The sequence below is a fragment of the Noviherbaspirillum sp. genome, assembly GCF_035654295.1.
Lineage (GTDB): Bacteria > Pseudomonadota > Gammaproteobacteria > Burkholderiales > Burkholderiaceae_D > Noviherbaspirillum.
Window position 1 is genome coordinate 1 of record NZ_DASRXF010000140.1, and the last position, 21,294, is coordinate 21,294.

General features: G+C 62.5%; 22 protein-coding genes and 1 riboswitch. Of the genes, 11 read left to right on the plus strand and 11 right to left on the minus strand.

Annotation, left to right across the window (positions count from 1 at the left end; all coding sequences use genetic code 11):
* Positions 1-611: 611 nt before the first annotated feature.
* Positions 612-2,333, minus strand: coding sequence for a methyl-accepting chemotaxis protein (locus tag VFF99_RS13750; RefSeq protein ID WP_325018796.1), 1,722 nt, complete (start codon positions 2,331-2,333; stop codon positions 612-614).
* A 253-nt stretch (positions 2,334-2,586) separates the two neighbouring features.
* On the opposite strand from VFF99_RS13750, the gene VFF99_RS13755 reads away from it, so the two are divergent.
* The 3 genes from VFF99_RS13755 to VFF99_RS13765 all read left to right on the plus strand — a co-directional run bounded on the left by VFF99_RS13755 (position 2,587) and on the right by VFF99_RS13765 (position 3,841).
* Positions 2,587-2,892: a c-type cytochrome gene (locus VFF99_RS13755; RefSeq protein ID WP_325018798.1), complete on the plus strand. Its 306-nt coding sequence runs from the start codon at positions 2,587-2,589 to the stop codon at positions 2,890-2,892.
* A gap of 121 nt (positions 2,893-3,013) precedes the next feature.
* Entirely contained in the window at positions 3,014-3,217 is a 204-nt protein-coding gene (locus VFF99_RS13760) for a hypothetical protein (protein ID WP_325018800.1), read from the plus strand.
* 15 nt (positions 3,218-3,232) lie between these two features.
* On the plus strand, positions 3,233-3,841 hold the full coding sequence (locus VFF99_RS13765; protein WP_325018802.1) for a hypothetical protein: 609 nt from the start codon (positions 3,233-3,235) through the stop codon (positions 3,839-3,841).
* Positions 3,842-3,846: 5 nt separating this feature from the next.
* Here VFF99_RS13765 and VFF99_RS13770 read toward each other — a convergent pair whose 3' ends face one another.
* From VFF99_RS13770 to VFF99_RS13810, 9 genes are all read right to left on the minus strand, one after another.
* Positions 3,847-4,743, minus strand: coding sequence for a spore coat protein U domain-containing protein (locus tag VFF99_RS13770; RefSeq protein ID WP_325018805.1), 897 nt, complete (start codon positions 4,741-4,743; stop codon positions 3,847-3,849).
* Positions 4,740-7,187, minus strand: coding sequence for a fimbria/pilus outer membrane usher protein (locus VFF99_RS13775; RefSeq protein WP_325018806.1), 2,448 nt, complete (start codon positions 7,185-7,187; stop codon positions 4,740-4,742). Before VFF99_RS13775 ends, VFF99_RS13770 begins: the two co-directional genes overlap by 4 nt.
* The gene (locus VFF99_RS13780) at positions 7,144-7,884 is read right to left on the minus strand and encodes a fimbrial biogenesis chaperone (RefSeq protein WP_325018808.1); all 741 of its coding nucleotides are present in this window, start codon (positions 7,882-7,884) and stop codon (positions 7,144-7,146) included. Before VFF99_RS13780 ends, VFF99_RS13775 begins: the two co-directional genes overlap by 44 nt.
* A 58-nt stretch (positions 7,885-7,942) precedes the next feature.
* The gene (locus VFF99_RS13785) at positions 7,943-8,278 is read right to left on the minus strand and encodes a hypothetical protein (RefSeq protein WP_325018810.1); all 336 of its coding nucleotides are present in this window, start codon (positions 8,276-8,278) and stop codon (positions 7,943-7,945) included.
* Between the two features lie 79 nt (positions 8,279-8,357).
* Positions 8,358-8,864, minus strand: coding sequence for a spore coat protein U domain-containing protein (locus VFF99_RS13790; protein ID WP_325018812.1), 507 nt, complete (start codon positions 8,862-8,864; stop codon positions 8,358-8,360).
* Between the two features lie 114 nt (positions 8,865-8,978).
* A complete protein-coding gene (locus tag VFF99_RS13795; protein WP_325018814.1) occupies positions 8,979-9,467 on the minus strand; it encodes a hypothetical protein in 489 nt (162 codons plus the stop codon).
* A gap of 147 nt (positions 9,468-9,614) precedes the next feature.
* Entirely contained in the window at positions 9,615-10,856 is a 1,242-nt protein-coding gene (locus VFF99_RS13800) for a cytochrome-c peroxidase (RefSeq protein ID WP_325018816.1), read from the minus strand.
* Between the two features lie 21 nt (positions 10,857-10,877).
* Positions 10,878-11,306: a FixH family protein gene (locus VFF99_RS13805; protein WP_325018817.1), complete on the minus strand. Its 429-nt coding sequence runs from the start codon at positions 11,304-11,306 to the stop codon at positions 10,878-10,880.
* A 143-nt stretch (positions 11,307-11,449) separates the two neighbouring features.
* Positions 11,450-12,874, minus strand: a complete 1,425-nt coding sequence (locus VFF99_RS13810; protein ID WP_325018819.1) for a hypothetical protein — start codon at positions 12,872-12,874, stop codon at positions 11,450-11,452.
* A 179-nt stretch (positions 12,875-13,053) separates the two neighbouring features.
* Positions 13,054-13,151: riboswitch (glycine riboswitch) on the plus strand.
* Positions 13,152-13,311: 160 nt separating this feature from the next.
* Between VFF99_RS13810 and VFF99_RS13815 the strand changes: the two genes are divergently transcribed.
* The 7 genes from VFF99_RS13815 to VFF99_RS13845 all read left to right on the plus strand — a co-directional run bounded on the left by VFF99_RS13815 (position 13,312) and on the right by VFF99_RS13845 (position 19,238).
* Positions 13,312-14,568, plus strand: coding sequence for a D-amino acid dehydrogenase (locus tag VFF99_RS13815; protein WP_325018820.1), 1,257 nt, complete (start codon positions 13,312-13,314; stop codon positions 14,566-14,568).
* A 394-nt stretch (positions 14,569-14,962) separates the two neighbouring features.
* Positions 14,963-16,174 (plus strand): ABC transporter substrate-binding protein, encoded by a 1,212-nt coding sequence (locus tag VFF99_RS13820; RefSeq protein ID WP_325018822.1) that lies wholly within the window; start codon positions 14,963-14,965, stop codon positions 16,172-16,174.
* Positions 16,175-16,232: 58 nt separating this feature from the next.
* Complete coding sequence (locus VFF99_RS13825; protein ID WP_325018824.1) at positions 16,233-16,418, plus strand: hypothetical protein; 186 nt, start codon at positions 16,233-16,235, stop codon at positions 16,416-16,418.
* Positions 16,393-17,160, plus strand: a complete 768-nt coding sequence (locus VFF99_RS13830; RefSeq protein WP_325018826.1) for a hypothetical protein — start codon at positions 16,393-16,395, stop codon at positions 17,158-17,160. Before VFF99_RS13825 ends, VFF99_RS13830 begins: the two co-directional genes overlap by 26 nt.
* Positions 17,157-17,534 carry a 4-carboxymuconolactone decarboxylase gene (gene pcaC / locus VFF99_RS13835; protein ID WP_325018829.1) on the plus strand — a complete coding sequence of 126 codons (378 nt, stop codon included), beginning with the start codon at positions 17,157-17,159 and terminating at the stop codon, positions 17,532-17,534. The genes VFF99_RS13830 and pcaC overlap by 4 nt, the downstream gene beginning before the upstream one ends.
* Complete coding sequence (locus VFF99_RS13840) at positions 17,531-18,412, plus strand: NAD(P)-dependent oxidoreductase (protein ID WP_325018837.1); 882 nt, start codon at positions 17,531-17,533, stop codon at positions 18,410-18,412. Before pcaC ends, VFF99_RS13840 begins: the two co-directional genes overlap by 4 nt.
* Before the next feature lie 7 nt (positions 18,413-18,419).
* On the plus strand, positions 18,420-19,238 hold the full coding sequence (locus VFF99_RS13845) for an N-acyl homoserine lactonase family protein (RefSeq protein WP_325018831.1): 819 nt from the start codon (positions 18,420-18,422) through the stop codon (positions 19,236-19,238).
* Here the strand turns inward: VFF99_RS13845 and VFF99_RS13850 are convergent.
* Positions 19,231-20,889 (minus strand): sigma 54-interacting transcriptional regulator, encoded by a 1,659-nt coding sequence (locus VFF99_RS13850; RefSeq protein WP_325018833.1) that lies wholly within the window; start codon positions 20,887-20,889, stop codon positions 19,231-19,233. The two genes, VFF99_RS13845 and VFF99_RS13850, sit on opposite strands and share 8 nt — an antisense overlap.
* 158 nt (positions 20,890-21,047) lie before the next feature.
* Between VFF99_RS13850 and VFF99_RS13855 the strand changes: the two genes are divergently transcribed.
* Positions 21,048-21,294 (plus strand): hypothetical protein (locus VFF99_RS13855; protein ID WP_325018835.1); only part of this gene is annotated, 247 nt, incomplete at its 3' end.

Genomic DNA, 21,294 nt, shown 5'->3' on the forward strand with positions numbered 1-21,294 from the left:
GGGCTTTTTGCTTTTTAGCGGCCTTTAGCGGCCGGCTGGCCGGCACAGCGACCTGCCCTCGCACGCTCCTTGCACCGCATTCCCCTCGATCCGCTTGCACGCCAGCGCCGGCCGCTGTCATACGTGCGGCGTCTCCCTATACCTGCAAGCAGCAAAGCCGCAAGCCGCAAGCTCACGCTCCAGCTTCCCGCTTGCCCGGCTCCCGGCTCCCGGCTCCCGGCTCCAGGCTCCAGGCTTCGCACCACGGGCCCAGCCCTCGCCCCGTGCATTCCACGCGCGTATCTGAACCAAATCGCAGAAGAGGGGGATCCCGAAGGGGGGGCACCGCAGCCGTAGCGCTTACCCGCGCGGACATGGCTCGTGCCACCACGCATTGAGGAGGAGGGGAATTCCGAAGGTTGAATGCGGGGAGCAGCCGTTGCGTGCTTCCCGATTTGCGCGTTGCATGCCCTGTCCGGGGGGATCCGGCGAGATTGCCATCTCGCCGGGGTCGGCACATTCATGCATGCAGATTCGCGTTGCTGCCGTCGAACCGGGTGATCCGAGGTCTTGCAGCGGGTCCTTCCTCTAGCAATGGCAGAGTAAGGATAACCGCGGTTGGGATCGTTAAATCAGAACTCTTCCCAACCGTCTGCAGCAGATGCCGGAGGCAGTGCGCGGGCAGACCGCCCCGATTGCCGCACAGGAGTAGCGTGGGCAGCCCGGGCAGGCACCATCGCCTTGCTCGATGCCGGCAGCGCCGGTTCCTTGCGCGCTGACGGCGCCGGCGCAGCCTGTGCCAAGTCGATCTTGAACACTTGAACGGCCGAGGCCAACTCTTCTGCCTGCTTGTGCATGGCGTCGGCCGAGGCCGCCGCTTCTTCCACCAGCGCAGCGTTCTGCTGGGTCACCTGGTCCATCTGTGCGATGGCTTTGTTGACGTGGTCGATGCCGTTGTTCTGCTCCTGGCTGGCGAGCGTGATTTCGCCGATCAGATCGGCCACGCGTTTGACGCTGGTGACCACCTCCTGCATGGTGGCGCCGGCCTGGTCCACCAAGGCGGTGCCAGCGTGCACCTTGTCGACCGAGTCGCCGATCAGCCCCTTGATTTCCTTCGCGGCGGCCGCCGAGCGTTGCGCCAGGGTTCGCACTTCGGCTGCGACCACTGCAAATCCGCGACCCTGCTCGCCGGCGCGCGCAGCTTCGACCGCGGCGTTCAGGGCAAGAATGTTGGTTTGGAACGCAATGCCATCGATCACGCCGATGATGTCGACAATCTTCCGCGAAGATTCGTTGATCGCGGCCATGGTGCTCACGACCTCCGCAACGACGGAGCCGCCCTTGCCGGCCACCTCAGAGGCCACGGACGCCATCTCGTTCGCCTGCCGCGCATTGTCGGCATTCTGTTTTACGGTGGAGGTCAGCTCGTCCATAGAGGAAGCGGTCTCTTCCAGCGAGGCGGCCTGTTGCTCCGTTCGGGACGACAGATCCAGGTTCCCTGCGGCCATCTCATTGGTTGCCATGGCGATCGCATCCGTACCGCTGCGCACCTTGGTCACGATACCCAGCAGACTCTCCTGCATGGTCTTCATGGCGAAGAGCAGGCTGCTGTTATCCTTGGGCTTGACCTTCACCGGCTGCGACAAGTCGCCCGCGGCGATCCTGCGAGCCACTTCAGCGGCGTCCTCCGGATCGCCGCCGACTGCCTTGTTCAGGCTGAAAATGACGAGCAGAACCGCGCCGTTCAGGAAAATGCCAACCACGGTCAATGCCAGGAAGGCCGTCCAGAAGTCCCGGATCGCCGCGTCGGTCAGGTCGTCCAGGTAAACACCCGCAACGAAAGACCAGTCCCAGGGCTTGTACGTCAATACGTAAGAGCCTTTGTCGAACACTTCCGACTGGTTCGGGTGGCCCGGCTTGGGCCAGACATATTCCACCCATCCCTCACCGGAACCCTTGGCGATGGCCGCCATGTCCTTGAAGAGATAATTTCCTTTCGCGTCCTTGAATTCCGCCATCTCCTTGCCATCCATCTCCGGTTTGATCGGATGCATGACCATCTTGGGTTCGGAGGAGATGACGGTGAGGTAGCCGTCCGCGCCGTAGCGCAGTGCCTTGATCCGTGCCAGCGCCTGTTTTTTGGCTTCATCTTCGGGCAGGGTCCCGGCAGCGGCCATCTGGGCGTATTCCTTGGCGACCGATACGCCGATTTCCGTCACGGCTTTAAGGGAAAGTTGTCTTTCCTCCAAGCGGCGCTTGCTGTTGTGATAAATGTCGGTGAGGGTGATCGCCCACAGGCTTATCCAGCAGATAACCAGCGGGGCAAAGAGTTTGGTTCGAAACGAGAGTTTCATAGTGACTTCTAAAAACGAGGTGAATATTGCTTGGTGGAATGCAGGAGGGAGGGTACGCGTAGTGTATTTCAAAAAAATTGCTCTAGATCAATTTGTGCCGTATCTCGGGCGGGGTGTCGCCAAGCAGATACAAATCCCGAATTCCTGAACATGGATTAAGGAAGTAGGAAAAGCATGGACGGAAAATTGCCGGTGCATGTGGTGCCGCGGCACCCCGATGCATTTCCCATCACACCCACTCATGAGAAGGTAAATGAAGCGTTCCATTTCTATCGCACTGATTTTCGGAAGTCTTTTCTCCACTGCTGCGCTTGCTGACGCAAATCTCGCGAAAGCAAAGAATTGCATGGCTTGCCATTCTGTCGACAAGAAGGTAGTGGGACCGGCGTTCAAGGAAATCGCCGCCAAGTACGGAAGCCAGAAGGGGGCTGAGGATCAGCTCGTACAAAAGGTATTGAAAGGCAGCTCCGGCGTATGGGGTGGAATGCCGATGCCGCCGAATGCGGTGAGCGAGAAGGAGGCGCACACGCTCGTGCAATGGATCTTGAAGCAGAAATAAAGACGCCGGCCGGCTGCTGCACCGTGCACACCACATGGAGCAGCAGCCCTGTTTGTAGAGAGAGAAAGATATGAAGACTGAAACACTGACATTTGCACATGCACTGGATGAAGCGAGCGCCATGGAAGCGGCGCGGGTTCTCAATGCGATCAAGGGCATGCACAAGGCGGCCATCACAACGAAATCCGCGTCGATCGAAATCAGCTTCGATGAGGACGTCACATCGCTTCAAGAGGTGCGGTTTGCACTGCAAAATGCGGGCATCGGCGTGAAACGCGCTGCGCACGGGGCCGAAGGAATGTGCTGCGGAAGTTGCGGCAGCTGAAGCGCTTCATCTGTCATGAATTACCCTGCTTTCTTTGATCGTGCACCCGTCATCACCGTGCACGACGCACTCGCACAGTTTCTCGGTGCATGCGACGACGGCATCATCACCTACCGGTATATCGACGCGGTGCGTCTGGCCGGCCATTCGTGCCCGACAGTCGCCGGGGCCTACCTGATGACAAGGCGTGCCCTGGCACTGCTCTACCCGGACCGCATTCCCGAACGCGGGGAAGTGCAGGTCCGGTTTTCGTCGGCGCAGGACGAGGGCGTCACCGGTGTGATCGGAAGTGTTGTCAGTCTTGTCACGGGTGCAGCCGGGCTTGGCGGGTTCAAGGGCATCGGGCGGAACTTCAGGCGGCAGAACCTGATGTATTACTCTTGTGCGCTGGAAGGCGAGGTTGAGTTCGAGCGCATCGACAATGGCGCGAGGATTTACGTTGCCACCCATCTGCACCGGGTGGAGCCGGATCCACGGACAGGCGCCTTGCTCAGGAAAATGCTGGAAGGAGAGGCAAGCACCGAAGAAGCCAGGGAGTTTGCCGGGCTCTGGCAGGAACGCGTGATGCGCATCCTCATCGACCATGCGGATGACCCGGATCTCGTCACGGCGCAGGCCGTCTGAACGAATCAATAGGTGATCATCACGGTGTGCGCCTGCTGCGCACTGCAAGAAGCCGTCGGGCAGGTGCCCGCTTGCCCGGCAGGCATGCTGCCGCTCAGCGTCACAGTTTGGCCGGAATTGCCATTGCCGACGCCGGAGTCAGGACTGGCGGCAATGCTGTACTTGAGACCTTGCAGCGTGGCGCTGTCCGGGCTGACCGACACCGACCATGGAAGCCCGTTACTGCAACGCAGGTCAAAACTGGTCGATGCGGTTTGCGCCACGGGTGCGAATGCCGTGTAGTTGAAGCTCATCATGCCGGGAGCGGCGCTGAATACGCACTGGTTGTTCACGCCCACCGAAACGTTCAATGACGCCACCGGCGACAGCGCACCGCCGTTGTTATCCGGATATTGGGCAAACACGCCGACCAGGTCGGTGTAGATGCCGGCGGCCGGCGCACCCTGGTTGCCCCGGATGCGAATGCAGTATCCCCACGTGGCGGAAGCCGTCAGCCCGGAGCCGAAGTTGAGCGTGCCGGTAATGACGTCGTTTGTGCCATTTGCCGGGGCCTGCCAGTTGCTGGTGTTGGCGCAGGATGCGCTCCCGCCTGCGGTTGTGCCGCGGTTGAGGCTGTAGTCAAGCCGGTTCGTCGTCGCACCCAGTTGGACGCGACGCTGATTACCCTGGGGTTGCAGGCCATCTTCTGCCTTGATGCGATACGTCAGCGTATTGGCATCCGACGCGCTGCGGGTACAGGTGAGGACGACGGTGCCGGCGGCGTCGTTTGCATTCGCTCCCTGCACATAGATCATCCCGGTCCCGGTCACGGAAACCGAACAACTGTGTACAGCCCATGCATGGCCGCCCAGCAGCATCGACGCGCAGGCAGCCATGCGCAGAATAATCATCACGCGAGTCATCGCTGTACCCCTTTGCATGTCAAGGGCCCGACCCGGGCAATCTCGTCTTTCACCGCCTCCGGCAGCTCCAGCGTCATTGCACAGGCCGCTCCTTTCCACTTGAGCCGCAATTCGTTCGTGGCCTGCAGTCCGGTGATGAACGCTTCGCCGCGGCGGGCGACAAAAAACTCCCGCTGGTCGCCCAGAAGTTCGATAGGCGCGCCGGCGGGTGCAGGCTCGTCGTCGTCGAACACGATCCTGGCCAGTGCAGCGCGCCCCCTACGCACCGGGAACGTCACTTTCACGGCGCTGCGCCAAGCCGGGACCGCGACCTGTTCGATGGTGTCGAGCTCGGCATTGATCGGCAACTCGGAGGGATCCAGCTGAATCGCATTGTGCGTAAAGGAGTGCAGGCGCGGCAGCAAAGCGATGCCGTCGCGGTCGGTGCGCGTGAGCTTGCTGCCCTGGAAATGCACACCCACGTCTGGGTAGCCCGGCACTTCCACCAGCGCGAAACTGTCCTGCACGGTGCGTGACGCAAGGACACGGCCATCGATTGCAACCAGTCCGCCCTGTGCCCCCAAGCGGAGCGTCCGGTGTCCGGCAAACGTGCTCACATCGGCGGTCACCAGGCCGCGACTGCCCTGGTAAGACCATCCTCCCTCGCTGAAGGCCTCGCCGCCGCGCGTGCCGGCGAGCACACGCCAGCCCGAGCCTGTTTCGGCGGTCAATCCCTGGCTCGCGGCCACGTAGCCTTCCGTACGCCCGCCGCGGTGGAAAGCGCTGCCCGCGAGGTTCACCTGATCCTGCAGGGGAATCATGAGGGACATGCCCGCCGCCACGCGCTGGGCCACGCCCAGCACGCGGGTAAGAGAAAAAGCCAGCGAACTGCGCTGTCCGAGGCGCATCGAGTAATTCAGGCTGAGGGTACTCAGGCTTCCCAGGCCCCGGGTTTTCACGTACGCGCCGGCCAGGCCGACAACGCCGGCGCTCTCGGATGAAAAGCTGTAGCTGCCCGACAGCTGCAGTTCCGGTGGCGGTGAATCGCCGCTGCCTGCCCAGCGGTAAGCCTGGGTTGCGCCTTCGGCCCGCAGCGCGACGCTGTGGAATGCGCCGTTGCGTTCAAGCCCGAGCAACCATTGCCCACCCTGTCCGGTCCCATCGCGGTAACTCCATGCGAGCGCGCTTTGCGCGAGAACCTGACCGGGCAGGGCGAAGCTGGCACCCATACCAACATTGCGCGTGTCCCTGCCCCACGCGGCACTTGCCTCCAGCGTCAGGGACTTGCTGAGGCCGAGGCGCAACAGGCCGGAGACAAAGCCCTCGCCATAGTCGGCGCTGGCCGTGCCCAGGTTTTGCCGCACGGCGCCCGCCTCCACGCTCCAGTCGGTCAAGCCCTGTTCCAGCAGATCGGAATGACTGAAGAATGGCTGTGTCAGGACTGTTTCGCGGCCCAGGACGTCACGTACGACGACGCGGGCCTGGCCGCTGCCGGTGACAAGGGGGAAATTATCAATGGTGAACGGCCCGGTGGGAACATTCGAGGTTTGGCGCAGGGCGTCGTTGATATAGACCTCCACCGTGCTCGGCGCAGTGGAAGTGCCGGTGATGACCGGGACAGGTTGCGTGACGAAACCCTGCGTCAGGCCGAAATTCCGGCCAATCTGGATGCCGCCGAAGAAAAAGGGGCGCCCCCAGAAACCGTTGCGGGCGCTGCTGTCGCCCAGGCGAAGCGTGATGTTGTCCGAGGCGAAATCGCGCGTATAGGTGGTTTCGAGCCGGTTCCACCTGCGCGGCGGTGCCGTCTCGCTACCTGTCAGGTTGCGGCCGACAAGACTGTTCGTCAACACACCGAATGAGCCGGTCATCCCAACCTCCATCAAACTGCCCAGGTCTTGTACGCGTGCGGCAGACTGCGTGTCCGTATAGCTGACATCGTAGTTCACGAACAGCGCGGGCACAGACGGCGTAAGTACCGGCCGCTCCTCCCGCTCCTGCACCAGCCGCGTCGCAGTGAACGCGTCGGGCGGGAAGCTCAGCTCCAGCGACTGATTCCCCCAATCGGTCTTCATCGCAAAGCCGGGAAAGGAGGCCAGCGCAAACCAGGAAAGGCCGCGGCGCTCGACGGTCTCGATCTCCGGTCCATTTTTCAGCCGCCATTCGTTGATCGCCTCGACCGGTGCAAACAGGCGCCCGTCGGACTCCAGCAATATCCAGGAGCCCACCTTCGCTCCATTCAGGACGACTTCCAGGGGCACGAAGCGTGCGTCCGGTTTCTTCGCTTCTGCCGTCAGCGAGGTTGCGAGCCGTAGTGCAATAGGGGCACGATCAGGTTCGTCTGGCTGAAGTCCCTGCCCATGCACCGCCGCTGCGTACAGCAGGCCAAGGAATCCGGACATTCCGAGGAGCGGATGCTGAATTTCAGGGAAGTTCCACGTTGAAAACCTGGGTCGAGCCGTCGTCATACCGTGCTTCCATTTGCACCGCACCTGCACTTGGCATGCTTTCCGCCTTCATCTGCAAAGACTTGCGCCCCCCGGGAAGGATGTACATTCCGCCCTCAAACCGCGCCAGCAACTGGGAGCCGCGCCGTACCAACAGCTCACGTACCTGCGCATACGCAGTGCCGGTATTGGTGCAGCTGACCTTGAGCATGGAAGCATTGACCGATGGTGTGTCGCATACGACCGTCCGTTGCGCGGATGGCGGCGTGATAAACACCGGTATCGACAATGCCAGGCTGATGGGAATCTGAATCGTGTTTTCTTTCGGTGCGCTTGCTCCGGGCACTTCGCGAACGATCAGGCGATACGTCAGTTGCCTGCTTGCGTCCGCCGGTTTGAGCAGCGCCAGGCGCACGACCTGGCGTGCCTGGGGGGCGAGTTTGATGATGGGAGGCGCGAGAACGATATCGTCGGTGAGCGTGAGTTCATCGCTTCCATCCGGCGCCTGCTGCCATGCGTTGACGTCGGCTTGCAGTGCAACTTCGGTGTCGCCTTCGTTCACCAGGCTTACCGCCACGGCGCGGTCGCGCGGTTTCATGTAGATCCGGACGGGGGATACCGAAAAGACGCCGGCATGTGCCATCGGAATCGAGAGCGAGACGGCCAGCAGGGCGGTAATGATGCGGTTCATTGTGCAAAGGCGGGAAGAAAGCGGCATGATCGGTGCGGCGCTTCGGGCTGGAGTTGAAGAAATGCGGCAAATAACATGGCGAGCGCTAGAACACGACCCAGACTTCCTGCGCCGCGTCATCGCCGGAAGTGTTGAAAACTCGCGAGGTCGTGGACTTGCTCGTGCCGGCGCCATAGGGCGCGCTTCCCGCCGGATTCAACCCGGCATTGATATCAGCCATCGCTCCGGCACCAACCCCGACTCGAATTGCGCCGCCGCGTGCGCTCCAGAGGCCCTTGTCGGACGGACCTTCGATATGCACAAACTGCCTCGTCGAGCAAAACACCTGCACGATCGTGCTGGCCTGCTTGCCGAACACGCCGCTCAGGCAGCCATGCGCGGGAGCGAGGGATACGCTGACAAGGAAACGTAGCGAACTCACGCCTGCGGCCGCCGGCTGGCAGGCGGCCGCAAGAAGCAACCCGCAGCAGATGGCCGGCATCCGGGACATTGCTGCAGGATCAATAGGTGATGGTCAGGGTCCGCGCCTGTGTACTCGCCACGCCCGCCGTGCCTGCCTGTCCCGCGGGCATCGAGCCGGAGACGGTGTAGCGGTAGGTATCCGGCGTCCCGATATCGACGGTGGTGGCGGCGGTGCCTGCGGTCAGTGCGCCGGCGGTGACCGCCAGGGTATAGCGCAGGCCGGCGACCACGCCTTCGCCGGTTGCCGTCGAACCCGCGGCGGAGCTGGTCTTGTCGGTGCCGGTATCAAACACCACCGTCGGCGCGGCGCCGAAACCGCGCGTACACTCGAAGTCGATGTTGATGCTGGTGGCGGACACTGCCGAACCGGAGAACCCTTCATAGGTGCCGAAACTCAGCGTCTGGTTATCCGACCCCGATTTGACGCGGCACTTCGACGTCAAGGTCACAGAGGTCGTAAAGTTTGCGGAAACAGTCGCTGAATAAGCCTGGGGGGCAAAGAACAGCGCGGCCAGGCTCAACAACATTAAGGACAGGATCTTCATGAGCGGCTCCAATCAGACATCGAACAGGGTTCAAGTGAACGCAAGAAAATGTGGACACCTGATTGGGCAAAAATGTCATGAAGAAAAGCAATGCTCACCGAAAATTAATATTATTTAATAACTGTGAATGGCCGGACGGACGCGTGCCGGCATCCTGATGACGAACCAGTATGCCCAGAAAAGCAGGATGCCCTGCAGGGGCGCCCGGATGAGCAGGTAGGCGGGACCCCATGCATGGCCGCCCATCGGGACATGATTGATGGCTGCATAGACGTTCGCCGGGAAGAACAGCACAAGCACAGCGGCCGCGACATATCCGGCCAGCCTGCGGGAAGCGGGAAACAGCAAGCCTGCGGCGATCGCGAACTCCAGCATGCCTGTCGCATGGACCAGCAGGACACGGCCCGGCACCCACGCGGGCAGCATTTGCGCCATGGTTTCCACCTGGGTGAAGTGGCCGATCCCGGTAAATACGAATACGATCGCCAGGCCAATCGCACCCATGTTGCGTGTATCGAGCGCCGGTCCGCCCGCGGTACGAAGTAAAACGGCGAACAAGAGCGGCAAGGCCAGGATTGCCAGCATGATCAATGGAGTCGTCATCGCACACCTCATCAATGGATATCGAAGCGGCGCCGGAGCGGCGCCGAACTTGTCCGCTTACGATAGGTGTGCCGGTCCGGGTGATCAACCGGGATGCGACGAAGTGGGCAATACGCGGAGCGAAGCGCCGGAACCGGACCGCAAGAATCACCGCCCGGCGCTGCGCTCCTGCACCGGGCCGTCCAGGCTCCGCAGGAATTCCGCCAGGTCGCGCGCCTCCTGGTCCGACAGCGTGATCTTGCTCAGTTCGCTGTGCCCGACCTTGGCGGCAGGTGCGTTCCTGTAATGTTCGATCACCTCGGCCAAGCTGCGCTTCTGCCCGGCGTGCATGTAGGGAGCGCGTGCCGCAACATTCCTCAGGCTCGGTGTCTTGAATGCCGCGTCGAGCGAGTGGTCCTCTCCGGCGAGGAACCTCAGCTCCTCGCAGTGTTCTTCGCCGGCGTCGCTGAACGGGCCGAGACAGTTGAATGCGTCCTTTGCCACCTTGGCGATGCCTGATCGCCGCCCCAGGTCCCGCTTCGCATCACTGAGCTGCGGAATCCCCGTGTTGTGAAAGTGCTGGTCTGTCAGCAAAGGCCCGTTGTGGCATGTGACGCATTGACCTTTTCCTATGAACACGCGCAGGCCGTTCTTTTCCGAGGGCGTGAGTTCCTGGTAGCTCCCGGCGTCGCGCTTGACGACGGCTTCGAGGTAGCGGTCCACCCGCGATTCGCCATGCTGCAACGTTTTCTCGTAGGCCGCGATGGCCTTGCCCATGTTTGCAAACACGCGCGATACGGCGTCGCGGTCGGTAGCACCCATTCCGGCCCAGAGCGCGCGTTGCCTGTCATTGCCGATCGGGCTCCCTTCGCGCGGCAGGCGGGTCAGGTCGGGCAGCGGCCCGAACACGGACTCGTACGCACTTTGATAATGGGCACGCAGGATATGGGCATAGGCGAGCCGGTTTCCTCCATGCTCGGCAGGATCTTCCAGCGGCCCCAGCGCCTGCGACCATAAACTGTCTTTCCGGCCGTCCCAGAACAGGAAGGGACTGTAGCCGGCGCCCGCGACAGGCATTGTGCGCCGTGTACCGGTTGCCACGCCGAGTCCCAGGGGGCGGCCATCCTGGAACTGTTGTTTGGGATCGTGGCAGCTTGCGCAGGAGACCGCGCCATTGCTGCTGAAGCGCTTGTCGAAGAAGATGTGCTTTCCCAGTTCCGCTGCGCGGGGATCGCTCTCGTAGCGGTTCGAGTAATCCCGGGGAGGGGGCTCGAGCTGGCTCAAGCGCAGCGAGGACAGGACGGAAATTTCCTGCTTGCTCCAGCCATCCGCACCGCCCCACGGGACGGCTGTTGCGGTTGCGGCAACCAGGGTGGAGACGGCAATCGTCGCTTTGAGTATCACCTTCATGACGCACCTCGGCTTGCCAGCTTATTGCTGGCCGATGACGGTATTGAACGTGACCTTGTCGGCGCCTGTGGAGGATGCGATATCCAGCTTCAGTTCCCACCATCCCGTCATGCTGAACTTCATGCCTTCGATCAGGTAGCGGCCCTCGCCGAGTTCCTTTGTCACCCGCGGCTGCGTCGGGTAACCGTGCCCGTGCTGCGGCATCCCGCCACCCACGGCGATCCTGGCGCCGGTGACCGGCTCTCCGGTAGGCAGCGATACCTTTGCCTCCCAGGAATGGATTTTGTTGATTGCGATCGGATTGGCGAGCGAGCGCACTTCGACCACATAAAGACGCTGTTCGGTGGGGCGCTTGGACGACAGATCAAGCCCGGTGGGCGGGGACATGCATCCGGCGAGGAAAGCGAATGCAAGCAGGCAGGTAAGTCCGAAAATCTTTCGGTGGAGCATGACGGAATCCTTTCGTTGAAGTTGGTCAATTGCGCGTCGCCGCAGGTCGGCAACGCGCGTCAAGACCCGTACTCTCAACTATCCAACGATGGAAAGGTCAAGCAGATGTCGAAGATTTTTTTTGGCCCGGCCGGAAGCTTGTATCAGGCAGCGGCCTGCCGCACGAAGCCGTCGGCGAACAGCAGGGCAGGGTTGCCGTCGGCAGTATGCGTGCCGGGGCCATTGGCGAGGCCGCCAAGCAGCCAGTCGCCTTTCCACGGCGCCAGGGAACGCAACTGATTGTGGCGTGGCCCCGGCGTTACTGCGATCCGCCGCACGAACCTTCCCTGTGCGTCGGCGATGGCCAGCAGCGGTGCCGCTTCCTCCGAGATGCTGGCGCCGGCCGGATTCTGCCAATAGCCGGTGGCGCCGGCCAGTAACATGCGGCCGTCGCGCATCGGGGCGATATCTAGGATGACGTCGCCGCGATCGACGTTGAGCGGCAGCGCGCGCTGGAGCGCCGGACCGTTGTCCTGCACGACGGACAGATAGCCGTTCCACCCGTGGCCGTCGGGAGACTGCTCGGTCCGCACCCGGCCTCCCACCACGACGCTGTTGCCCACCCAGCGCAGCGCATGGAGTTCCGACTTCTGTACCGTGTCGACCAGGGTGGTGCGCAGCCGGGCGCCGCTCGCGTCGAGCCGGGTGACCAGCACACCGCTGGCAACGGACGCGTCCAGCCCATCCTTGAAATAGTCGATGTGCCCTTCCAGCAATTCGGTCACGTTAAGGTTGACGGCGATTGCGACTGCGCCCCGGTCGTCGACGTCAAGATGCACATGCCATTGATTCACGAGGCCGCCGAACGGATCGAAGGTGCCCGACGTCAGGAACACCGAGCCGATCGTCACGCCGGGCTCGACGAGCGTGCGCCAGACGGTCTGCACGCCGCCGCCGGTTGTCTGGCGCAAGCGGTACGCGAGGACCGCATTGCGGCCGGTGCGCAAGGCCATGATCACGTCCTCGCCCATCGCCGAAATGCGCGCGGCGTCGCGCGTGGCATGTGGCAGCAGCGCGGTGGAATCGCGGATCTGTTGCGGATCGCCGAGGTACGGGTCGGTGGCTGCGAGGGCATCGGTGAAGTCGCCTTGCGCGAGCGTCGCGCCGTGGCGGCTCAAGCGCACCAGCCGTACAGTGCGGTCGGTTCCGAGCACGACGGTGATGTCGGTCGATGGATGTACCGCAAAGTCCAGCAAGGACCATCCGGCCGGCGGTTTGTACGTCGAGGTGCGCAGCGTATCCGCATCCGTCAGCACCAGCTGGCGTTCCGGCCTGAGGACGTTGGCCAGGGGGAGCAGCTTTTCCGCGAGGACGGCCCAGCCGCCATTGAAGGTGCGTACCTTCATTGCTGCGGTACCGGGCAGCGTCTGGTTGACCGGTGCGGGCGCCGGATCGACGCCGCCGCCGAAACTGATGCTTCCGCCGCCGCAGGCAGCCAGCGCGCCGGGCAAGGAAAGGGAAGCGATGGCGCGCAACAGGGTGCGGCGCTGGGGGCTGCGCAACGGCGCAGTGTGCGGTGTGGACAACATGTTCGACATGATCGGGAATGAGTGCAGGTTTGCGCTGCATGGTAGCCAAGTTCGCCTGGCCATTTGTCGCGAATGTGTCGCGAATTTGTGGTGCGAAGCGCTTCCCGCGCTTGCCATGCGCGGCATAAAAAAACGTGGTAGCCTACGCAAGTTTTATTAAAAGAATTTGGCTTTACGCCAAACTTCGATCGGGAGAGAACGCCGGGAAAACCACTCCGGCGGCGCCGAAGGAGCAACCGCCCCGGAAACTCTCAGGCAAAAGGACCGATCGGATCAATGCACTCTGAAGAGCGGCCGGACTTCGTCACCCGGCACACCGCAGGAGCAAGTGCCTCACACCATGAGGCATGAATCTCTCAGGTACCAAACAGAGGGGGCGTACGTTGCGCATGGCGCGCACGTGCCTTAACCCCATGACCTGTCTGGAGCCTGCACTCATGAAATCCATCGCAGTGATCGGCGGCGGTATTACCGGCGTCACGACCGCTTACGCCCTCGCCAAACGCGGCTTTGCCGTCACCCTGTTTGAAAAGCACCGCTATGCCGCCATGGAGACCTCGTTCGCCAACGGCGGACAGCTCTCCGCCTCCAATGCCGAGGTCTGGACGCACTGGAGCACCATCCTCAAGGGCCTGAAGTGGATGCTGAAAAGCGATGCGCCGCTACTGGTCAACCCCAAGCCGAGCTGGCACAAGCTGTCATGGTTTGGGGAATTCATTGCCAATATTCCGAAGTACCGCCAGAACACAGTGGAAACCGCGCGTATGGCGGTGGCCGCGCGCGCGCACCTGTTCGCCTGGGCCGAAGCGGAAGGCGTGGACTTTGACCTCAAGAAAGAGGGCATCCTGCACATCTACCGCGACAAGAAGGGCTTCGACCACGCGGGCGAAGTGTCGAAGCTCCTTGCCGCCGGCGGCCTGGAACGCCGCGCCGTCACACCGGACGAGATGCGCGCCATCGAGCCGACGCTGGCCGGCAGCTACTACGGCGGCTACTACACGGAAAGCGACTCCACCGGCGACATCCACAAGTTCACGGTTGGCCTGGCCGGCGCCATCGAACGTCTCGGCGTGCGCTGCGTCTACGGCCAGGACGTGATTTCCGTGCACAGCAACGAAGAAACGGCCACCGTGATCGTCGGCGATGACGAATCGGAGCAGCCCTATCAATTTGACGGCCTCGTGGTCTGTGCCGGGGTGAACAGCCGCAGGTTCGCCGCTCAGCTGGGAGACCGCGTCAATGTGTATCCGGTCAAGGGCTATTCCATCACGGTCAACCTGCTGGACCAGCGCAGCCAGGAGGCGGCACCGACGGTAAGCCTGCTTGACGATGAAACCAAGCTCGTCACCAGCCGCCTCGGTGTGGACCGTTTCCGCGTCGCCGGCACCGCGGAATTCAACGGCTACAACAAGGACATCCGCGCCGACCGCATCCGCCCTCTGGTCGATTGGGTCAACCAGTGTTTCCCGGAGGTGAACACGCGGCAGGTGGTGCCGTGGGCGGGGCTGCGTCCGATGATGCCCGACATGATGCCGCGCGTCGGCCGCGGCCGCTGCCCGAACGTGTTCTACAACACCGGACACGGCCATCTCGGCTGGACCTTGTCGGCCGTCACCGCGGACATGATCGCGAACGTGATCAAAGGGACTTCCGACACGCGCATATACGTTCCGTTGCAGTTCAAGAGCGCCTAAGCTTCCCTTGATCCGGCGGCAAGCGCACGCAGATTGAGTCGTGACATAACACGGGTTTCCGTGCGGTAAAAATCCGATGCACCAGGGAGATGTTTCTCCCCGGTGCATTTTTTTTGGCACGTTCATTCCACAGCCATGCGGCAAACACGAGTGTCGTCCGCGCAGACACAAGCTCGGCCGGGTTGTGTTTTCGCTGTACACACCCAAGGCTTCCGGCGCCCGAAATGCCCGGTTTACGCCGATTTCAGCACATGGAACGGTACTTGCAGATCCAGCTGGCAGGCACCGGCCTCCACGCCGGCGCCGCAACTTCCCGAGGATCGCAGGAGACGCAGCGGACAAGCCCCAGGCGCCCGCTGCCCGAAACACTCAACTACAACACGGAGAGCAACCCATGAAGCAGGCCGCACGTATCGCAATGGCTGCCGCAGCCGCAACCCTTGTCTCGGGCCCGGCAGCCGCACAGATTTCCGACGACGCCATCAAGATCGGCGTCATCGTCGACAAGACCGGCGTCTATTCCGCAAACGGTGGCCCAGGCGCCGTCCGGGCTGTCGAGCTGGCGGTCAAGGACTTTGGCGGCATGGTCAACGGCAAGAAGATCGAGGTGGTCTCGGCCGACTACCAGAACAAGGTCGACATCGCCCTGTCCAAGGCGCGCGAGTGGATCGACGTCGACAAGATGGACATGATCATCGAATCCACCGACTCGGCCGCTTCCATCGCCATGCAGAAGCTGGGCGCGGAAAAGAAGCGCGTCATGATCTTTGCCGGTTCGGCCACGACCGCCCTCACCAACAAGGAATGCTCTCCCTACGGCGTTCACTATGTGTACGACACCTACGCACTGGCGACCGGCACCGGCCGTGCCGTCATGCAGGACGGCGGCGACACCTGGTACTTCATCACCGCCGATTACGCCTTCGGTTCCTCGCTGGAAAAGGACACCACGCGCGTGATCCAGGAAATGAACGGCAAGGTGCTGGGCACCATCAAGCATCCGCTGTCGGCGTCGGATTTCTCGTCCTTCCTGCTGCAGGCCCAGGCGTCGAAAGCCAAGGTGATCGGCCTGGCCAACGCCGGCAAGGATACGCAGAACTCGGTGCGACAGGCGGCCGAGTTCGGCATCGGCGGCGGCGGCCAGAAGCTGGCGACGCTGCTGGTATTCGACACCGACATCAAGGGCCTCGGCCTGAAGAACGCGCAGGGCTTGCTGTTCACCACCGGCTTCTACTGGGACTACAACGACGAGACACGCAAGTGGTCGCGCCGCTTCTATGACGTGCACAAGGCCATGCCGACCATGATCCAGGCCGGCATGTACTCCGCCACCATGCACTACCTGAAGTCCATCCAGGCCACCGGCACCGACAACCCGGACGCGGTCATGAAAAAGATGAAGGAGACCGAGATCAACGACTTCTTCGCCAAGGGCGGCCGCATCCGCGAAGACGGACGCATGATCCACGACATGTACCTTGCCGAAGCCAAGAAGCCCAGCGAATCGAAAGAAGAGTGGGACATCATGAAGATCAAGCGCGTCATCCCGCGCGACCAGGCCTTCCAGCCGCTTTCGGAAAGCACCTGCCCGCTGGTCAAGAAGTAATCCCCGTTGGACGGAGGCGCACGGCGCCTCCGTCATTTTTTCCATCACATGTCCACGCATGAATACGAAAGAAACAGCACCGTCACCGAGCAAGGAACAGGTCAGGGACTGGCTGCGCCAGCGCCGGATCGCCACCGGGCCGCTGCCCGATCCCGAGCAGATACGCCGTGCGCTCGGATGGGAGACGAATGCGGAACGCAATTCACTGGGGGAAATGCATGGTCACGGTCGAAGCGGATGCTGATGCGCGTCTCTCCATTGTGGGGGACGCCGGCCGGCCAGGCGTGCTGTTTGTCCTGAACGACGTCCCCAAAGGGATGGATGAGGAATTCACGCGCTGGTACCACCAGGAACACCTGACCGAGCGCCTCGCACTGCCGGGATTCGTCCGGGCGCGGCGCTATCGTTCGGTGGAAGGGCAGCCCAACTACATGGTCGTCTACGACTGCGAATCGGTGGAAACACTGGCGTCGGCACCGTACCTCGAGCGGCTGGCGCACCCGTCGCCATGGACACAGAAGATCATGCGGCATTTCCTGAACATGGAACGTTCCGCCTGCGGCGAAACCTGGGCAGCCGGCGAGGGCACCGGCGGGGCGGCAATCGTCACCCACTGCAAACCGATACAGGGAAGGGAGGACGACGCCCGGCGCTTCATCCGTGAAGAGCTCGGGCCGCGCCTGATGCAGAACACCTGCATTGTCCGCATTGCGCTTTGGGAAACCGATGCCGGCGTCACCGGCGCACCCAGCATGGAACGCGAACTGCGTCCCGGCAAGGACGCGCTCGCCGACTGGGTGCTGTTCATCGAGTGCACTGATCTTGCCCAGGTCGCACTTGCACTGCACACCCATGTGCTGACAGGCGAGGGCGCGCGCACAGGGCTGTTACTGGGCTCATGGCTGCGTTACCAGCTGATTTACGAGCGCCACGCGACCGGCGATTCGCCTGCTACATCAAACCGTCATTCGAAAGGAACACCATGAACAAGGAACTCTTCGACAAGGGCCTGCAGACCCGCCGCGAGGTGCTGGGCGCCGAGTACGTCGACGCATCGATCAAGAATGCGGACGATTTCAACATGCCCATGCAGGAACTCGTCACGCAATACTGCTGGGGGGATGTCTGGAACCGCCCCGGCCTCGATCGCCGCACGCGCAGCTTCCTCAATCTCGCGATGCTGACCGCCCTCAACCGTCCGCACGAGCTCAAGCTGCATGTGCGCGGGGCGATCAACAACGGACTCACCAAGGAAGAAATCAAGGAAGTATTCCTCCAGACCGCCATTTACTGCGGCGTGCCGGCGGCCATCGATGCCTTCCGCACCGCCAAGGAAGTGTTCAAGGAAATGGGTGTCTGATGAACATCGGCTTTATCGGACTGGGCATGATGGGCTATCCGATGGCCCATCTGCTGACGCAGGGCGGACATGCGCTGCGCGTAATGGACCTGAACGCCGCGACAACCTCACGCTTCGTGGCGGAACACGAGGGCGCCTCCGCGGCGGCCGCGCTGCAGGATTTCGGCGATGCGCAGGTGCTGATCACGATGCTGCCCGACTCCAACGCGGTCGAGTCCGTCGTGCTGGGCAAGGAAGGGATGCAAGGACTGGACGGCATCCTGCGCCCGGGAACCGCCATCATCGACATGAGCTCGTCCGAACCCGTGCGCTCCCGCCGGCTGGCGGGCCTGCTGGCCGGACGCGGTTTCCGCTATCTCGATGCGCCGGTCTCCGGCGGTGTCAAGCGGGCGGTAGCGGGCACGCTGGCCATCATGGTCGGCGGCGACGCGCAGGTCCTGGCGGACATGGAACCGGTGCTGAATCTCCTGGGCAAGTGTACGCACGTCGGTGCCGCCGGTGCCGGCCATGCGATGAAGGCCTTGAACAATTACGTGTCGGCCGCTGGCCTCGTCGCCACGGTGGAGGCATTGCACGCGGGACAAGCCTTCGGCCTCGATCCCAACGTCATGGTGTCTGTGCTCAATGCGTCGACGGGCAAGAACAACACCACGGAAAACAAGGCCAGCCAGTTCATGCTCTCGGGCGCGTACAACTCCGGCTTCTCCCTTGCCCTGATGGCCAAGGATCTGGGTATCGCGATGGGCCTGGGGAAGTCGGTGGGCCAGCCCATGCCGCTCGGCGACGAAGTGCTGCAGATCTGGCGCGATGCCAGCGAGGCGTTGGGCCCGTCGGCCGATCACACCGAAATGTATCGCTACGCTCCGCCGAAAACCTGAACCGACGATGACTGCCACCCTGCCAGCCTATGAAGTGTTCGCACTGCGCTACGCGACGGTGGCGCGGCGGCGCCCTGAAAATTTCATGGTGCACGACCCTCACGACGGGCCGATGCCGATGGACTATTTTGTCTGGGTGATCCGGGGAGAAGGGCGCACCTGGCTGGTGGACACCGGCTTCAACAAGGCGGCTGCCGATGCCCGCCAGCGGGTCTTCCTGCGCTGCCCGATCGATGCCTTGTCCGCACTCGGCCTCGCGGCGGGGCAGGTGAGCGATGTGATCATCACCCATCTGCACTATGACCACGCGGGCAACGTCAACCTCCTGCCCAATGCCCGCATCCACCTGCAGGAGCGGGAGCTCCAATACGCCACCGGCCGCTACATGACGCATCCGCTCCTGCGCCATGCCTTCGCCGTGGACGATGTAGTGGAAATCGTGCGCGGCCTGTACAGCGACCGCATCCAATTCCATGACGGCGATGCGGAGCTGGCGCCGGGGCTGCAGCTCGTGCTGGTCGGCGGACATACGGCCGGCTTGCAGGCAGTGCGCGTGCACACGGCGCGCGGATGGGTGGTGCTGGCGTCGGACGCCTCGCATTTCTACGAGAACATCCATCGCGAATCGCCTTTCCCCATCGTGCTGCACGTGGGTGAAATGCTGGAGGGTTACCGGCGCCTTTTGTCGCTGGCGGAGACCCCGGACCACCTCGTGCCCGGCCACGACCCGCTGGTACTCGCGCGCTATCCGCGCATCGGCGATCCTGCGAGCGAGGTGGTGAAACTGCATGCGCCGCCGCTGGCGCCGCTGGAAGTGCTTAGATAGGCAGCTGCTCTTCGCCGGACAGCTTCTTGTAAAGGTAGGCGCGTGAAATCCCGAGTTCCTCCGCGACCTTCTTCTTGTTCCCCTTGTGCCTCTGCATCGCATCCCGGATCATCGTCTTTTCCATTTCATCGATGGCATCCTGGATCTTGCCCGAGGAAGCAACGCGCGGCGCGGTATCCGCAGGCGGCGCCGGACGCTCGGCAAGCTCCTGCGGCATCAGGCGGAAGTTGTCGAGCGTGATTTCCGGGCCGTCGCAGAAGATCGCGGCCTTTTCCACCTCATGCAGCAATTGCCGCACATTGCCCGGCCATGGCAGTTCCTTGAGGTAGTCATAGACACGGGAATCGACACCCTTCACCGGCGTCCGGTGCCGCTCGGCGAAGGCGGCCAGGAAGCTCTGAACGAGCTCGGGGATGTCCTCGGGCCGCTCGCGCAGGCTGGGCATGCGGATGGTAACGCCGCTGATGCGGTAATACAGATCCAGGCGGAACTCGCCGTTGGCAATCATTTCCTGGAAATTGCGATTGGTCGCGCTGATAAGGCGGAAGTCCGAGTGGCGTGGCCGGTCGCCGCCCACGCGCTCGAAGATGCCGTCCTGCAGCACGCGCAGCAGCTTGACCTGCACCTCCGCGGGCATGTCGCCGATCTCGTCGAAGAACAGCGTGCTCTGGTCGGCGAGTTCGAACTTGCCCTTGCGTCCCTTGCGCTCGGCGCCGGTAAAGGCGCCGCCCTCATAGCCGAACAGTTCGCTCTCGACCAGCGAGGCGGGCAGGGCGGCGGCATTGACGAACACCATCGGATTTTCGCTGCGCCGGCTTAATGCATGGATCGCATGCGCCGCCAGTTCCTTGCCGGTCCCGCTCTCGCCGATGATCAGCACCGGCACGGAAAGCGGCGCGACCTTGGCGATGTCGGCCTTCAGCTGGCGTATCGCATCGCTGTTGCCCACCATCTTGTCGAGGCCGTAGGCGCGGCGCTTGAGGCCCGAGAGCTCGCTGCGGTAAAACTCGACTTCGGAGCGCAGTTTGACCACTTCCTTGCTGAGTTCGACCACCGTCTCGGGGCCCTTGAACATCACGCGTCCCAGGGCGCCGAGCGTCTTGCCGTTCTCGATCAGGGGGATACGCGCCACCACGCGAGTGACGCCGCCCATTTCCTGCAGCTTGCCGATCTCGGCCTTGCCGGTGCGGACGACTTCATGCAGGTTGGTGTTGGGGATCACATCGGTCACCTTCTTGCCGATGGCCTCGCCATGCTCGATGCCGAAGAACCGTTCGTGCACCGGAGGGATGTAGCGGATGCGCGCCTTCTCATCCACAACTACGACGGACTCGTAGGGGTTGTTCAGGAAGTAATCGAACACCGCATGCGCGAAGTCGACATTGGCGACGAAGTCGAAGAAGGTGGATTTGCTGGATGCCTTCTGGATGAAGAACAGAGTGGCGTCATCGGCGGAGCGGAAGCTCACGTTCAGCTTAGGGTCGCCCTCCAGCGCCAGCATGCCCCGTTTGCGGTCTTGCTTCCGATATTGATCGAGCAGGCGTGCTTGTACGGTCTCGTCGCGCGCGAACCCGGTGGCGCAGATCACTTCGCCGTTCGTGTTCAGTATCAGCGCCCCAAAGGCGAGCGGGTCGTGGTCAGTGGTGTCCATGCTTCTCGGACCGTCTTCAAAAAATACAGAGCAGAGTGGGTTGTCATGATTGTCTCCCAAATAGACATTCTCTGCAGACGGCAAGTTGCTTTCCCGGGTGGCATGGAGGTTGCAAAGTAGCGATTGTTCGAAGGCATCCGGCCGCCCCGCGCGCTGGGATGAGTCCACTGCAACAAAAATTTCTCTTCAGAAAATCTCTCCACATGCACGCAATGGATAAGGGCCGCTTCATGCTTGAGCAACTGCTTAACGATTCGAGGCATCGGCGTTGGCGGCGAAACGAAGACCGGGCAGCGATGCCCCCGGATGAAAACATGCGGCCCATGCCCACCTCCGGCCTGTTGGAGAGCATTCATGCGCGACGATCGAGAGGCGAGTCCTTTGCTTCCATTGCCGCAGCCCTCA

Bases quoted from the DNA above. Each gene is read 5' to 3' on its own strand.
- VFF99_RS13750 (WP_325018796.1), bottom strand. From the start codon at position 2,333: ATGAAACTCTCGTTTCGAACCAAACTCTTTGCCCCGCTGGTTATCTGC.
- VFF99_RS13755 (WP_325018798.1), top strand. From the start codon at position 2,587: ATGAAGCGTTCCATTTCTATCGCACTGATTTTCGGAAGTCTTTTCTCC.
- VFF99_RS13760 (WP_325018800.1), top strand. From the start codon at position 3,014: ATGGAAGCGGCGCGGGTTCTCAATGCGATCAAGGGCATGCACAAGGCG.
- VFF99_RS13765 (WP_325018802.1), top strand. From the start codon at position 3,233: ATGAATTACCCTGCTTTCTTTGATCGTGCACCCGTCATCACCGTGCAC.
- VFF99_RS13770 (WP_325018805.1), bottom strand. From the start codon at position 4,743: ATGACTCGCGTGATGATTATTCTGCGCATGGCTGCCTGCGCGTCGATG.
- VFF99_RS13775 (WP_325018806.1), bottom strand. From the start codon at position 7,187: ATGACGACGGCTCGACCCAGGTTTTCAACGTGGAACTTCCCTGAAATT.
- VFF99_RS13780 (WP_325018808.1), bottom strand. From the start codon at position 7,884: ATGCCGCTTTCTTCCCGCCTTTGCACAATGAACCGCATCATTACCGCC.
- VFF99_RS13790 (WP_325018812.1), bottom strand. From the start codon at position 8,864: ATGAAGATCCTGTCCTTAATGTTGTTGAGCCTGGCCGCGCTGTTCTTT.
- VFF99_RS13795 (WP_325018814.1), bottom strand. From the start codon at position 9,467: ATGACGACTCCATTGATCATGCTGGCAATCCTGGCCTTGCCGCTCTTG.
- VFF99_RS13800 (WP_325018816.1), bottom strand. From the start codon at position 10,856: ATGAAGGTGATACTCAAAGCGACGATTGCCGTCTCCACCCTGGTTGCC.
- VFF99_RS13805 (WP_325018817.1), bottom strand. From the start codon at position 11,306: ATGCTCCACCGAAAGATTTTCGGACTTACCTGCCTGCTTGCATTCGCT.
- VFF99_RS13810 (WP_325018819.1), bottom strand. From the start codon at position 12,874: ATGTTGTCCACACCGCACACTGCGCCGTTGCGCAGCCCCCAGCGCCGC.
- VFF99_RS13815 (WP_325018820.1), top strand. From the start codon at position 13,312: ATGAAATCCATCGCAGTGATCGGCGGCGGTATTACCGGCGTCACGACC.
- VFF99_RS13820 (WP_325018822.1), top strand. From the start codon at position 14,963: ATGAAGCAGGCCGCACGTATCGCAATGGCTGCCGCAGCCGCAACCCTT.
- VFF99_RS13825 (WP_325018824.1), top strand. From the start codon at position 16,233: ATGAATACGAAAGAAACAGCACCGTCACCGAGCAAGGAACAGGTCAGG.
- VFF99_RS13830 (WP_325018826.1), top strand. From the start codon at position 16,393: ATGGTCACGGTCGAAGCGGATGCTGATGCGCGTCTCTCCATTGTGGGG.
- pcaC (WP_325018829.1), top strand. From the start codon at position 17,157: ATGAACAAGGAACTCTTCGACAAGGGCCTGCAGACCCGCCGCGAGGTG.
- VFF99_RS13845 (WP_325018831.1), top strand. From the start codon at position 18,420: ATGACTGCCACCCTGCCAGCCTATGAAGTGTTCGCACTGCGCTACGCG.
- VFF99_RS13850 (WP_325018833.1), bottom strand. From the start codon at position 20,889: ATGGACACCACTGACCACGACCCGCTCGCCTTTGGGGCGCTGATACTG.